The organism is Streptomyces sp. NPDC054783, assembly GCF_053611725.1.
Genome location: NZ_JBSHAY010000006.1, coordinates 74,873 through 89,001 on the forward strand (window position 1 = coordinate 74,873; position 14,129 = coordinate 89,001).

Consider the following 14,129-nt stretch of genomic DNA (forward strand, 5'->3'; position numbering starts at 1 on the left):
TCATCCCTGGGCGATGGCGGCGGCGTACTCGCGGCTCGCGGTGAGGACGTCGGTGAAGTAGCCGGGGACGCGGGCGGAGCCGACGACCAGGGCGCGGTCGAGGAGGGTGTTGCCGGTCTGGCAGCTCGTCTCGGGCAGCAGGGTGCAGGCGTGGCAGGCGGCCCGGTTGAGGTTGCCGAAGCCCTGGCCGGTGTGCTCGGCGCACAGCGGGTCGGCGGAGCACCAGGCGGCCGCCTCCAGCATGCGGATGAGCGTCTCGGCGAAGTGCGGTGCCTCGCCCTGCCGGACCAGGCCGCCGAGGGTGCCTTCCGCGTCACCGGCGGCCGTGTAGATGAGCAGTCCGCGCTGGCCGTATTCGGGGCGGCCGTAGACGCGTTCGCGCAGGCTGGCGGTGGTGTAGCCGGAGTCGAAGGACAGCTGGCGGATGAGCAGGTGGGCGACGGTGTGCAGGAGCAGGAAGCGGGGCGAGAGTTCGCTGCCGGTCGTCTCGGCGAGCTGTTCGTCGCGGAACGACGCGTCGAGGTCCGTACGGACACCGTGGACGTGGGCCCGCACGCGGGGGTCGTTCTCCCAGGCGGTGAGGCGCTGTTCGTCGAGGGTGAGGACGATGCCCTCGCCGTAGACCTCGGTTGCGGGGAGCCAGCGCAGGCGGCCGCCGGTGTCGGCGGGTACGAGGGTGCCGCCCGGCGAGTGGCGGCGGAAGCCGGTCAGCGCCCGCACCTCGCGGAGGCGGTCGACGAGGACGACGCCGTCGATGTGCCCGTCGAGGGTGGCCCAGGGCTCCTCCTTCTCGCCGTCGAGGCCGAGTCCGCTGCGCCGGATCGCGAACTCCGGCGTGGGTTCGGGAAGCTGACTGGCATCGAAGGCGTACCACTCGTCGCGGCTCAGGTCGATCTTGCCAGACTTTCCGGGCTCCGGCCGGTTGGTGGGCGGCTGCGCGGAGGCGCCTGTGGCCTCCGCGACGAGCTGGTCGATGAGGCCGTCGGAAGCGTCGGTGTCCTCCTTGATCATGCCGCGGAAGATATCGGCCCTGGACGTACCGACCGCGTCGATCAGGTTCCTCCAGTAGCCATGGGCCAGGACGGCCTCCGCCATGTTCCGCTCCGCACGCGGGGCTTCGGCGGTCTGAGGGATGTCGAGGGCCGAGTAGACGACCGGGTAGTAGACGTTGCCGGCGGTGCGCTGCACGATGTGCACCTGCTGACCGCAGGAAGCCCTCGCGTCCCAGTGCTGCCAGGGGTTGCGGCCCGAGCAGCGTCCACCCTGGGGGCCGAGGACGTCGAGCAGGTCGCGTTCGGCGCCGCAGGGCTTGCCGCCCTGCCCGGTCGCTCCGCAGCGCACCGAGAGCGCTTCGAGTCCGGAGGCGCGGTCCGCGACACGGAAGCTGAGCCGGCGTGCCTTCCAGGCGTGCTTCGACTCGGAGCAGGCCTCCCGCAGTTCGGGCGCGAGCTTGGAGTGGGCCCAGTACCACCAGTCGACGTCGTCGAGGTGTCCGTCCGGACAGATGCGGACGAACCGCATCGGGGTGAGGCGGGGTGCGGCGGCGCAGGACGTGCAGACGGGTGGCTCACCCGGCTTCTCGTTCTCGCGCAGAAAGCGGACCATGGCCCGGCAGGAGCCGCAGAACAGCCAGCCGGGGAAGCGCACATAGGGGACGCCGGGGCGGTCGGGCTTGTCGTAGCGGTCGTTGAGGGTGTGGGGCGCGGCGAAGAATCCCTTGACGCCGAGGCGGGCAGCGAGCCGTTCGGAGGGGACGGGGGTCTTGAGGTCCGGCCACCTCTCGATGCCGGCGGCGACGAACGACTCGCCCTGGACGTCCAGCACCGAGCCAACGCCGAACGGCAGCACGGTCTGCGCCTGGCGGACCCGGAGTTTGCGCTTCACTTTCCCGCTCCCGTCACGGTGATCTGGCACTCGCGGTCGACGCTGCGCATGGAGTTGAGGGTCTCCCACAGGCCGTAACGCTGTTCGAAGGCCTTGAGCAGGTTGTGCTGGCCCTTGCCCTGGCTGCGGTAGTAGAGGTCCTTGCCCTCGGCGGCGGCGGTGCCGGCCTGCCGGTACCAGTCGTCCAGGAGGTAGCCGAGTTCCGCTCGTACGTCGGCGCGTACTGCGTCCGCGTCGGCTCCCGTGGCGCCGCGCTCGGCGGTCGCGGCACGCTCGGCGAGGGCGTCGGCGATCCGCCCTGCCTCTTCCTTGTGATCGGTGATCCGTCCGGCCCGGTTCTCGGCGGCCAGGCCGAGCCGGTGGCGGACCAGGATGACGAGCGCGGCGTGCAGGGCACGGCGGCGGGCGGGCAGGGACCAGGGAGTGACGCTGGCGGGTTCGACGTAGCGGTAGAGCGCCCGGTGGTAGTCCATGAAGGTCTCGTAGTGGGACCGGTCGCGCGGGCGCGTGGCGTTGAAGTAGGTGACGACCAGTCCGGGTACGTGGTGGCGGCCCACGCGGCTGGTGGCCTGGATGTACTCGGCGGTGGTCTTGGGCTGGCCCTGCATGAGCATGTACGCGAGCCGCTTCACATCGACGCCGACGGAGAGCATGTTGGTGCACGGCAGGAACGACACCGACCGGGGGTCCGTCCAGGGCTTTTCGAGACGGTCGAGGAGGATGGGCTGATCGGCGCGCTTCACGCTGCTGTCGAGTTGTTGCACCTGCTCACCGACCAGCTCGCGCGTGCCCGCGCCCTCGTCGAGGCCGCGGAGCTGGGCGGGGATGTCGTCGCCGGCCGCGGTGACGGTACGGCCGAGTTCGCGCAGGCTGTGGTGGTAGGCGACGAGGGTCCAGTAGTCGTCGCGGTGTTCCTCGGGGAGTTGGTGTACGCCCTGGAGCATGGCCGCCGTGGTGGCGACGGCACCGCGGCCCGCGGTGTGGCCCTGCGCCATGACGCCGAGGTAGAGGCGGCCGGGGCGACCGGTGTCGGGGACGGCGAAGAAGCTGTCGCGGGCGTCGAGCCCGGACGGCGGGAAGAGCTGGACGTCCTGGTGGTGCAGGGCGCGGACCTGTTCGGCGGACCGCCGGATGGTGGCCGTGGCGGCGACGATCTTGGGCGGGCGGCCGTCCGGGTCGGTGCACAGCTCCAGGATGGCCGCCTCGTACAGACCGACCATGGTGCCAAGCGGTCCGGTGAGCAGGTGCAGCTCGTCCTGGATGATCAGGGACGGGGGTCGGTTGCCGGTACCCGCGCCGAAGAGACGGCCGGAGTCGGGCTCCCAGGCGAGCCGGGCGAACTTGTCGACGGTGCCGAGGACGAAGGTGGGCGGATCCTCGTAGAGGTGCTGGTCGACGACGGCGACGGGCAGGACGTCGTGGAAGGCGCACTCGTCACGGGTGCAGTAGAAGGCGAACTCGTCCGTCTCGGCGCGGACTCCGTAGTCGGAGCGGACGCTGGACCAGGCCGACGGCAGGATGCGGGTGCCGCACCACGGACAGCGGTCGAGGATGAAGACGTCCTCGGGGTGGCTGGCGTCGCGCTGCTCGTCGAAGGCGATCTTGGCCGCCTCGAACTTGTTCGGGGTGGTGGTGTCGCCGACCCACAGGCCGATGGTGATGGGTCCGCCGAGGCCGAGCTCGGGTTCGGTGCGGCGCAGGTGTTCCAGGGCGCAGATCGTGGTCGCGGCGCGCTGGAACTGCTGGGTGGTGAGCAGGCTGAGGGTGTAGCGGCTGAGCACGGTGGTCCCGCCGCCTTCGCCGCGGATCCGGCGCAGGGCGATGGTGAAGGCGGCCAGGAGCAGATACGCCTCGGTCTTGCCACCACCGGTGGGGAACCAGATCAGGTCGGTGGTCTCGCGGTCGCGGTCTCCGGGGTCGGCGACGCCGTCGAGGGCGAGGAGGAAGAAGGCGAGCTGGAAGGGGCGCCAGGTGGCCTTGGGGTCGACGGGCGGGTCGAGGGCCACGGGGTCCGCGCGATGGCGCCGCTGACCGGCCTGGTCGGGGGCGGAGTGCCGCATCTGCAGCAGCATGGCGCGCTGGGCGATGCGGAAGGCGTCGAGGAGTTCGGGGCGGTCGGGGTCGCACAGGGTGCGCACGCCCGCTTCGATGCGGGTGACCGCCTGGTGGACGCGGTCGAGGATCCGCTCCGCGGCTTCCCGGCCCCAGGGCGGCACCTCGACGGATCGCTGGCCCACGTACCAGGCGTGGTACGAGGCGGCGAACTCGGCCAGTTCCTCACGGAGTTGATCCCTGACGACGGCCGGGTCGGCCAAGTGGGAGATCGTGAGCGCGGGGGCGTCGAGCGGGCCGCCGGCCCGGATGGCGGGCACCTCGGCGCGTGGCAGGGCTTCGCAGGCGAGGAGTTCGACACCGCCGTCCTCGCCGCGGTCCTCGCGGACGGCGCAGCCGTGGCCGACGGCATGGGTGACGACGTGCCGGTACTGAAGGCGCAGTTCGCGTTCCTCGGGATCGCGGCTGGCGAGCCGGACGCTGGGATACGGCAGCACGGCGCCGTCGGCGGGGCGGACGCTGAGCCGGCACTGGAACAGCATGTCGTCCCAGTCCGGCGCCTTGTCGTCGGCAGCGTCGTGGTGCTTGTCGTTGACCAGGGCCACGGTGATGAGGGTGCCCGCGCCGTAGGAGCGGCGGGTCAGCTGGATCTTCGCGCGGCCGTCGAGGACGGGGACCTCCTCCCGGTCGGGGCCGACCGTGTGTGTCTCGGGCGTGAGAGGGACGCGCTTCCAGCGCCGCCCGCGCCCGGGTTCGTTCCGCTGCGTCTCATAGCGGGCGGCGGCACAGCTCACCTCGATGTCTACGGCATCGGTGTAGAAGCTGATGCCGAGGGAAGCGGGCAGCCAGCTGTTGGTCTCGGGCACGGGGTCGGGGGCCGGGTCCACGTCGGGGGCGTCCTGCTCGGCACCGGGTGCCTCGGGGTCGTCGGCGGCGAGGTCGAGCAGGCGTCGGCGGTCCGCCTGTTGCGGGTAGAGCGTGCCCATCAGGTACTGCCGGTCCGGCGGCGCGTCGAGCACCTCGTCGTCTTCGCCGACGGGGCCGACGAGCTGGCGGGTGAGGTAGTCGACCAGCTCCTGGCGCGGGTCCATTTTCTGGTTCCTTCGGATCAGGTGAGATGCGGCAGGTTCACAAGGTGCGACGGGACCAGCCCGTGGCGGATCAGCTGGCCACGGAACTTGGTCTTGGCCTTCGATTCGATCTGGCGGATGCGCTCGCGGGTGACGCCGAAGACGACTCCGATGTCCTCGAGCGTGTCCGGCTCGTCGCCGTCGAGTCCGGTGCGCCGGACGAGGACGTGCCGCTCACGCTCGGAGAGGTGCCCCAGGACGTGCCGCAGGCGTTCCTGAAGCTCCTTGCGGAGCAGCACGACCGGGGGCCCGGGCAGTCGGCTCGGCCCGATGATCAAATCACCGAGGACCGTGTCGTCGCCGATGATCCGGTCCAGGGAGTCGGTGGACCGGCTGATCCTGCGCACCTCTTCCACTTCGGCGAAGGTAAGGCCGGTCGCGTAGGCCACATTGTCGATAGTCCTCGCGCGGCCTTCGCTCATCAGCTTGCGTTCGGCCACGGCAACCTTGCTCACCTTTTCGTGCATGTGCACGGGCACTCGGATCATGGTGCCCTCGTCGGCGATGGCCCGAGTCACGGCCTGCTTGATCCACCACGTCGCATAGGTCGACACCTTGAAGCCCTTGGTGGCGTCGAACTTGCGGACCGCGCGCATCAGTCCGAGGATTCCGTGCTGGACGAGGTCCTCGATGTCGAGTCCGTGCCCCTGGTAGCCGTGCGCGATCTTCCACACGAGCCGCTGGTTGTGCAGGACCAGGCATTCGTAGGCATGCCACCGCTCGCTGTCGCGAGGCAGCGCCTTGATCTCCTCCGCCGGAACATCGCGGCCGAGGTGGTCGAGGCCACCGCGCAGGAGAACGGCGAGGCCCACTTCCTCTTCCGCCTTGAGCAGCACCTTGTCCAGATTCCGCCGCCACCGGTCTTCCTCCAGCACGGCCCGGGCCGCGCGGACGGCGTCGGACAGTCTGTCATCCGTGGCGGAAGCGGCGGAGCGGGCTACGCGCTTCTTGCCGGTCGGCGGCTTCGGCGACGCGGTTCCCGACGCGGCGGGGGACGCCGGCCTCGCCGAGCGGGTCGCCTGGCCACCGGTCAACGCCTGGGCGACCGAGCGGGGCAGACCCGGGCGGGTGATCGGGAAGTCCGCGGTCAGCTCCCGCGCTTCGGCAGGGCTGAGCCCGTGGAGCCGCACGACGCCGTCGTGGGCCAGCTTGCCGACCTTGCCGTCGGCATCGGCGTAGCGGGCCAGCATGCGCCGGGCCTGGGCCAGGCGTCCGGCCGCTTCGCTGGGGACGGGCGCGGGTTCGGGGGCGGCTCTCCGCTGCGCCCCCGGTCGGACAACGGGGCCGCTGGGTTGCGGGATTGACACCACGACAGGTTCCGCGGCGGTGGTCCGGCATCGTTTCCGGCGCGAGGGCTTCACGTGAAGACCGACAGCGGCAAGTCCGTTGCGCAGCCTTCGTTGCTGCTCGTCACTCGTGAGCCCGAGCCGGTCAGCCTCCAGGGCGAAGGCCCGATGACTGACGAGGCCCGAATGAGACGCGGAATGTCTCAGCCTCTCGATGAGCGACGGCAACTCCGCCTCGATCGTGCGCCGTCTGGCCTCGGCCGCCGGTTCCCCACCCATAGTGCCCCCCACTTGAGCGTTCGAGCACCCGGACTTCCGGCGAACAGTCGGCCGGGCGCAAGCAGCACTCTAGAACTGGTGCGTTTACACCGTCAACACATTCACCCAATCCGTTTACGCGTTCGATAAGGGTCAATTGACGACGTCAACAGGTAGGGTGAGCGCGTTCGTGCAGGCCTCGCTCATCCCGGAAGGTCGCCCATGCCGCAGCTCGACCGCCTCCCCGGCACACCCGAGTTCCGCATCAAGCTCCCCAAGGAGGCCGGCGAGGCCCGCGGACACCTGCTCACCGAGTTCGGCGACAACGGCACGCACAAGTTCCTCCTGCTGGAGGGGTCGGCAGTGGTCGCCGAGGCATGGCCGGGTCTCGGCGACCACGCGCGTCGGCTGCGCGCCGAACTGCGCGCGAACGGAGGGTTCGCCGGCGCTCCCGCCGACCCCGACCGGACCGAGGCGCCACCGCATTGGGTGGCGACCCGAGACATCGAGTGCAACTCCTCCTCGGCCGCCGCCGCTCTCGTCTACGGTTACGCCGCTTCCGGACCCGAGTCGTGGCGCACGGTGGAGGGCCACCCACTCGCCGACTATCTGTCCACCGGCTGGCGCCCTCCACGCAAAGCGTGGCTGGTGCGCGGCTCCAATGTATCCGGGCACAACCTGGTTCGACAGCTGTGGTTGAAGGAGGGTTTCATCTCTCTCGCGGCCGCGCATCTGCCGCCCGTGGAAGAGACCGATCCGACCAAGAGCACGCTTCGCCGCTTCGTGGAGGAGGGCTACGAGGGGGCGGCCTCCTACAGCCAGAAGCGGGGCCTCGTCGACGAGCTGCACGCTTTCCTGACGCAGATGCGCGTCGGCGACACCGTCGCCACCATCGGCGACGGCAGGCTGCACATCGGGCGAATCACCGGCGAGGGCGTGCAGACCTCGTCGCCGGGCGGACTGTCCAATCTGCGCAGGACCGTCACCTGGCTGCCGCAGAGCCATGCGTACGAGGAACTGCCGGAAGAGGTGCAGCAGAAGCTGTCCGTTCAGCATGACGTCGTCGACCTGACCGGCGTACTGGACGCGCTCGACGGACTCACAGGGCAGACGGAGCGCACGGCCCCGGCGGCAACCGGCGACACGGGAGAGTACCCCGCTGAGGAACGGCCGATCCAGCGAGAGCTGTCGCTGCCGCACAGCACCGAGGCGCTCGCGGCCGACCTCCTCGTCCACGACCGCGCCTGGCTGGACGAGATACGTGAACTTCTCCTGGACGAGAGGCAGTTGGTGTTCTACGGCCCACCGGGCACCGGCAAGACCTTCCTGGCGATGAAGCTGGCCGAGTACTTCGGTGGCGGTCCGGAGCAGGTCAAAATCGTGCAGTTCCATCCCTCGTACGCCTACGAGGACTTCTTCGAGGGGTTCCGGCCCGTGGAGGACCCCGAGACGCGCGATGTGGCCTTCCGGCTGACGGCGGGCCCGCTCCGGGAGCTTGCCGATCTCGCCTCCCGCGAGGGCAACCGGCACATCCCGCACTTCCTGATCATCGACGAGATCAACCGTGCCAATCTGGCGAAGGTCTTCGGCGAGCTGTACTTCCTCCTGGAGTACCGGACGAAGTCGGTCCGTCTCACCTACTCCGGGGACGACTTCGCGCTGCCGCCCAACCTCTTCGTGATCGGCACGATGAACACCGCAGACCGATCGATCGCCCTCGTCGACGCGGCGATGCGGCGCCGCTTCGCGTTCGTGGAGCTGTCCCCGCGCACCGAACCGACCGCCGGCCTGCTCGCGCGCTGGCTGGAGCGCGAGGGCAGGAAGTTGGAGCCCGCCCGCCTTCTGGACGCCCTCAACGCCCTCATCGACGACACCGATTTCGCCATCGGGCCGTCGTACCTGATGAAGCCGGGCGTGTACCGCGACGGCGGGCTCGAACGGACCTGGCGCACGAAGATCCTTCCTCTGCTGGAGGAACACCACTACGGCGAGGGCCTCGACGTCGCCGCCCGCTACGGCCTCGACTCCCTGCGCGAGCAGCGCCCGTGACCGTGCCCGACGTCTCGCTGCGCGAACACGGGGCCGCCGTCTCCGTCCCGCTGAGCGCCGAGGCCGGGCGGGCCCTGGCCGCCTCCGGCATCCTGCAGAGCGCGACCCCCGACCCCTGCCGGAGCGGGCACTGGCTCCTGCGTGCCGGCAGCCGGGTCGGCGCCGTGCGCACACCCGGCGGTCCCGTCGTACGGATCATGCCCAAGACCCCGGTGAGCCGGCTGTTCTTCCTCCTCGGGTTCAGCCTCGACCCGGCCCGCGCCTGGCGGGACAGCGGGGAGGGCACCGTCGACACCGGCGCCTACGACGACGTCGTCCCCGCAATCGCGCACGCCGTGGAGCGACAGATCGACAGGGCGCTGCGGCAGGGGATCCTCCAGGGCTACCGGGAAGTGGAGGAGTCCGCACTGGTCGTGCGCGGGCGACTGCGTGAGGCCGAGCAGATCCGGCGGCACTTCGGCCGTACGCCGCCCGTGGAGATCGTCTACGACGCGTACACCGCCGACACCGCCGAGAACCGTATCCTGCGCGCCGTCGCCGAGCGGATGCTGCGGCTGCCGGACGTTCCCGGTCCCGTCCGGCGGCGCCTCGCTCATCAGCGTGTGCGTCTTGCCGATGTCAAGCCGCTGATACGGGGGCAGGAACTGCCACGTTGGCAGCCGTCACGCCTCAACTCCCGGTACCAGCCCGCGCTGCGGCTCGCCGAGGCCGTCCTGCACGGCACCTCGCCGGAGCACCGGCCGGCCGGGGCCGATCCGCTCGCCGTGGACGGCTTTCTGCTCGACATGAACAAGCTGTTCGAAGACTTCGTCACCTCCGCCCTGCGCGAGGCTCTTCGGGAGCGCGGCCTGACCGCGCGTCTCCAGGACCCCCATCACCTCGACCTAGCCGGTCTCGTACGCATCCGGCCCGACCTGGTCGTCCGTACCGGCGACGGCCGTGCTCCGCTGGCCGTCGTCGACGCCAAGTACAAGGTCGAGAAAGCCGACGGACTCCTCAACGCCGACCTGTACCAGGCGCTCGCCTACGCCACCGTGCTCGGGCTGCCCGAGGCGCACCTGGTGTACGCGGCCGGACGACAGCCGGAGCGCTTCCATGAGGTGCGAGGAACGGCGGCGGGGCCGGACGGGCGGGGCATGCGGCTGTACCAGCACAGTCTCGATCTCTCCCGCGAGCCCGTACAACTCCTCACGGCAATCCGGGAGATCACCGATCGGCTGACCGTGAACGCCTCCCATTCGTGATCATGAACAACCAGCTTGCAGAAAGGAAGGGACCTCATGCCTCGGCTCGCCTTCGCCCAAAGCTTCTGGGACGGCTACGACACCCTGGAGAAGCCCGTCCGAGCCGGAGTACGCAAGGCCATGGCGAAGTTCCAGGCCTTGAGCGTCGCCGAACTCAACGCGGACAAGGGTCTGCACCTGGAGTCCGTGGAAAACGCCCGTGACCCGCGGATGCGTACGATTCGCATCACCGACTACTGGCGGGGCGTCGTCCTCGCACCCGACGACGGCAGCGACATGTTCCTCCTGGTCAATGTCCTGCAGCACGACGACGCCTACACATGGGCAGCGAAGCGTCTGTACAGCGCCAACTCCGCCACGCGGGCCCTGGAGGTGCGCAACGCCGTCGCCCTGGACGAGCTGACACCGCTGTACGAGACGGCCGCGCGCACGGCTCCTCGGCTGCTGCTCGCAGACGTCTCCGACGGCACACTGCGCGAACTCGGTATCGACGACCAGGTGCTGCGCGCCGCGCGCTCCCTGGTGGACAAGGCCCAACTCGAGGCGTTCGCCACACTCCTGCCGGAGGATCAGCTGGAGGTCCTGCAATACCTCGCAGAGGGCTTCAGTCCGGAAGAGGTCTACCGGGATGTCGTCGCCGTCCGTAGGCCCGCCGACGCGCCCGCCGAGCCGGTCGAGGACCTGGCCACGGTGATCGCCAACACCCCCGCGCGCATCCGGCTGGTCACCGGGCCGCAGGATCTGGAGGAGATGCTGGAGAAGCCGTTCGCGGCATGGCGGGTGTTCCTCCACCCCTCCCAGCGGCGCGTCGCCTACCGCACCTCGTACGGCGGTCCCGTCCAGGTCACCGGCGGACCCGGAACGGGCAAGACTGTGGCCGCCCTGCATCGGGTCAAGCACCTGCTCGGCCGCACCGGGGACGGCCGCGTCCTGCTCACCACGTACACGAACGCGCTCGCCTCCGGACTGCGCGAGATGCTCGGCCTGCTCCTCGACGGGGACGAGGAGCTGCTTGCGCGGGTCGACGTGACGACTGTCGACGCCTGCGCGAACGGCGTCGTGCGCGCGAACTCGGCGGCCGTGCCCAAACCGATCGGGGACCGGGAACAGCGGCAGCTGTGGGAGAAGGCGATCAAGCAGCTCGATCTGCCGTTCACCGCCCAGTTCCTGGCCCAGGAGTACCGGCACGTCGTCCTCGGCCAGAACCTCCGCGGTCTCGACGCCTACCTCGGCACGAGCCGCCGCGGCCGCGGCACGGGACTCGGGCCCACGCGCCGCCGGGAGGTATGGAGCGGCGTGGAGCGGTTCGAGCAGTTCCTGCGCGACCGCGGTGAGACCACACACCTGCGCATCTGCGCCCACGCGGCGGAACTCCTCACCGACCGGCCGGCTCCGTACGCCCATGTCGTCGTCGACGAGGCACAGGACCTGCATCCCGCGCAGTGGCGTGTACTGCGGGCCGCCGTCTCCCCCGGCCCCGACGACCTGTTCGTCACCGGCGACCCGCATCAGCGGATCTACGACTCCCGGGTGTCTCTCGGCTCGCTGGGCATCACCACGGCCGGCCGCAGCTTCCGGTTGCGCGTCAATTACCGTTCCACGGAGGAGATACTCGCCTGGTCGGCTCGCCTCCTCGCACCCGTGACCGTCGACGCGCTGGAGGGCGAGGGGACGGACTCGCTGGCCGGGTACCGCTCCCTGCTCCACGGGCGCCGCCCCCAGGTGCAGGGGTACGCGACCCGGCAGGCGGAGACCGAGGCGCTGGTGGAGCGGGTCCGAACGTTGCTCGCCGAGGGCCTCGCGCCGCACGAGATCGGCGTGTGCTCCCGTTTCAACCTCTCCCTGGACACGGCCGAGGAGAAGCTGAAGGCCGCCGGTATCCCGGTGCTGCGGGTCAAAGGGCAGGTCGTGCAGGGGTCCGAGGGCGTACGGTTGGCGACCATGCACGCGATGAAGGGCCTGGAGTTCCGGGCGGTGTCCGTGCTCGGTGTCGCCGAAGGCACTGTCCCGTTCGCCCGTGAGATCACCCCGCGTGAGGCGGACCCGCTTCAGCATGATGCCGACCTGCTCCGTGAGCGTTGTCTGCTCTTCGTCGCCTGCACGCGTGCCCGCGAGACGCTGAGTGTGACGTGGAGCGGGCCTGCGAGCCCGTTTCTTCCGCACGTCGCCTGATCGGCCGCACGGCTGAGTCCCTCATTCCTCCGGTGCCAGGGCGCCCGTAGCGAGACCGTCACGGGCGACCTCGGCAAGCTGCCGGCTCAGCTCGTCGACCTTGCGCATTCCTTCCTCGAAGGCGGACAGGGCCCGGAAGGCAGAGCCGTACCGGCGCTGCTCGTCGATGCCCATTCGGGGGATTCGTGAACCCCTGCCGTCGAACCGATAGGACCCGCTCGCGCTCGTGGACCTGCGGGCGTTGGCGGAGCTGCGCAGGAATCCTTGCAGATAATCCGTGTCGAGCTGCTCGCTGGCCGAGACCGGCTCCGGACCGTCGTACGCCACGAGCCCGGCACGGGCGAGATCCGCGACGCTGGTGGTGGCGCCGTCCAGCGAGCCCGGCCCGCCGCCGTGAGCGAGCTCGGGCAGAAGGGCGGCGAGCCGGCGGATCTCGTCCTCCAGCTCCTTGCGCAGGGCAGCGTACTCACCGGGGAAGTCGCGGTGCCGGGAACGGAGATGGTTCCCAGGTGTCAGGTCGACAGTGTCGTCGAGGAGTTCGATCAGCGGTACGTCGGCGACCTGGTCGGAGCGTGGTTCCAGATCCCCGTCGGGACTGTTGTCCGTCAGGTCGACCATGCGCACGGTGTGGCCTGTGTCTGCGCCTCCCGGGCTCACGGGACGCTGCAGACACCACAGATGGACGGGCAGGGCGTGCGAGGTCGCCGTCCCCGGTGGCAGGGCGATGACTTGGCGCACGATGCCCCTGCGTACGAGTTCCGCCCGGATGCGGCGACCTGCCTTGCGGTAGGCGACCGAGGCCGGCATGACCATGAGGACCTGGCCGCCGGGCGCAGTGTGCGCATAGGCGTGCTGGAGCCACGCGAGCTCCCCTTCGGCCTTGGACGGGGTGCCGAGATCCCAGCGGGAGTCGAGCAGCAGTTCCTCCCGCCCCCACTCGGTCACGCCCGCCGGAGGGTCACAGACGACCAGATCAGCCTTGAGGTCCGGCCATTGGTCCGCGCGCAGGGAATCACCTGCCACGATGCGCACGCCTGATCGGCCCAGGAGGTCTGCCCGGAGCTGTGCGAAGCGGGCGCTGTCGTCATCCATCTCCTGGCCACGGCAGCGCATCCCGGCCTCGGAAGCGAGGGACAGGAGCAGCACCCCGATTCCACAGGCGGGATCGAAGACCGTGGCGTCGGACGCCAGCTCCGGAGCGAAGTGGCACACGGCACGCACCACGCGCTCGGGGGTCACCTGATCGGAACCCGTGCGCCGAGCGGAGTCCATGAACCGTTCGGTCAGTCCATTCACGAGGTCGACGGGCGATTCGGTCCGGGCGAGTCCCTGTACTCGGGTGGCGACGTCATCCGGGAGCCCGGGTCCGGTCTCTCCAGCCAGCACCGCGGCAACCTGTGCCAAGCCCTCGACCATCTGCTCCCCGTACACGGCCCGCATGGCCTGCCACAACTCGACCTCGGGTGACACCTCCTGGCCTTTGCGTTGCTTGTCCAGCCATTCCTGGACCTCCGCGAGCGCGTAGAGCGGACTGTTCGCACCACCTCCCGCCGGCGCGGGGAAGTCGTCGTACCGCCGACGCCAGTTGGAGACAGCAGCCCGAGTGACTCCGGCCAGCCGAGCGATCTCGGCGCCGGTGACCAGTGCGGCGACCGATGGAGCGGCGTTGTCCGTCATAACACCAGCGTACACGGAACGACACTCACCCGCCAGACCTAAGTATGTTGACAACGTACACACGCCTACAACACCCTCTCGTGTGTACCTAGTTCTCTTCTGAGCTGGCACGCCGCGGCGCGCATCCCAGCCACAACCGTCCACGGAGGCACCCCTTGGCATCCACCGCAGTACGCACCGTTTACCGGCTGACCGGCGTCGCCCCCACCCCGGAGGCCATGCTGTACGCCCTTGACCTCGAGCTTCTGGACAGACTCGGTGCCGATCCACATTTACCGGAGGTACTCGGGGTCCCGTCCGTGTACATCACCTGCGGGATGGAACGCACCGAGGCCCCTTGGTGCGAACCCATGTCGCGCACCACCGGCATCGCCGTC

The 14,129-nt window shown here is 70.0% G+C and carries 7 protein-coding genes; 3 read left to right on the forward strand and 4 right to left on the reverse strand.

Annotated features, from left to right (window positions below):
* The 3 genes from drmB to ACWGJ5_RS13595 are packed head-to-tail and all read right to left on the reverse strand — an operon-like array spanning window position 1 to window position 6,256.
* On the reverse strand, window positions 1–1,884 hold the full coding sequence (gene drmB / locus ACWGJ5_RS13585) for a DrmB family protein (RefSeq protein WP_453309908.1): 1,884 nt from the start codon (window positions 1,882–1,884) through the stop codon (window positions 1–3).
* Complete coding sequence (locus ACWGJ5_RS13590; RefSeq protein WP_453309909.1) at window positions 1,881–5,027, reverse strand: helicase-related protein; 3,147 nt, start codon at window positions 5,025–5,027, stop codon at window positions 1,881–1,883. Before ACWGJ5_RS13590 ends, drmB begins: the two co-directional genes overlap by 4 nt.
* 17 nt (window positions 5,028–5,044) lie before the next feature.
* Window positions 5,045–6,256, reverse strand: a complete 1,212-nt coding sequence (locus ACWGJ5_RS13595; RefSeq protein ID WP_453309910.1) for a sigma-70 family RNA polymerase sigma factor — start codon at window positions 6,254–6,256, stop codon at window positions 5,045–5,047.
* A gap of 576 nt (window positions 6,257–6,832) precedes the next feature.
* Here ACWGJ5_RS13595 and ACWGJ5_RS13600 point away from each other — a divergent pair.
* Genes ACWGJ5_RS13600 through ACWGJ5_RS13610 form a run of 3 tightly spaced genes read left to right on the forward strand, consistent with a single transcriptional unit; the run spans window position 6,833 to window position 12,075 of the window.
* Window positions 6,833–8,659 carry a DUF4357 domain-containing protein gene (locus ACWGJ5_RS13600; protein WP_453309911.1) on the forward strand — a complete coding sequence of 609 codons (1,827 nt, stop codon included), beginning with the start codon at window positions 6,833–6,835 and terminating at the stop codon, window positions 8,657–8,659.
* Entirely contained in the window at window positions 8,656–9,903 is a 1,248-nt protein-coding gene (locus ACWGJ5_RS13605) for an McrC family protein (protein WP_453309912.1), read from the forward strand. The genes ACWGJ5_RS13600 and ACWGJ5_RS13605 overlap by 4 nt, the downstream gene beginning before the upstream one ends.
* Window positions 9,904–9,939: 36 nt before the next feature.
* Window positions 9,940–12,075: a UvrD-helicase domain-containing protein gene (locus tag ACWGJ5_RS13610; RefSeq protein ID WP_453309913.1), complete on the forward strand. Its 2,136-nt coding sequence runs from the start codon at window positions 9,940–9,942 to the stop codon at window positions 12,073–12,075.
* 21 nt (window positions 12,076–12,096) lie between these two features.
* Here the strand turns inward: ACWGJ5_RS13610 and ACWGJ5_RS13615 are convergent, their stop codons facing one another.
* On the reverse strand, window positions 12,097–13,752 hold the full coding sequence (locus ACWGJ5_RS13615; protein ID WP_453309914.1) for an N-6 DNA methylase: 1,656 nt from the start codon (window positions 13,750–13,752) through the stop codon (window positions 12,097–12,099).
* Window positions 13,753–14,129 lie beyond the last annotated feature (377 nt).

Coding starts and splice junctions, on each gene's coding strand:
- ACWGJ5_RS13595 (WP_453309910.1), bottom strand. CDS start 6,256: ATGCTGGCCCGCTACGCCGATGCCGACGGCAAGGTCGGCAAGCTGGCC.
- ACWGJ5_RS13590 (WP_453309909.1), bottom strand. CDS start 5,027: ATGGACCCGCGCCAGGAGCTGGTCGACTACCTCACCCGCCAGCTCGTC.
- ACWGJ5_RS13615 (WP_453309914.1), bottom strand. CDS start 13,752: ATGACGGACAACGCCGCTCCATCGGTCGCCGCACTGGTCACCGGCGCC.
- ACWGJ5_RS13610 (WP_453309913.1), top strand. CDS start 9,940: ATGCCTCGGCTCGCCTTCGCCCAAAGCTTCTGGGACGGCTACGACACC.
- ACWGJ5_RS13600 (WP_453309911.1), top strand. CDS start 6,833: ATGCCGCAGCTCGACCGCCTCCCCGGCACACCCGAGTTCCGCATCAAG.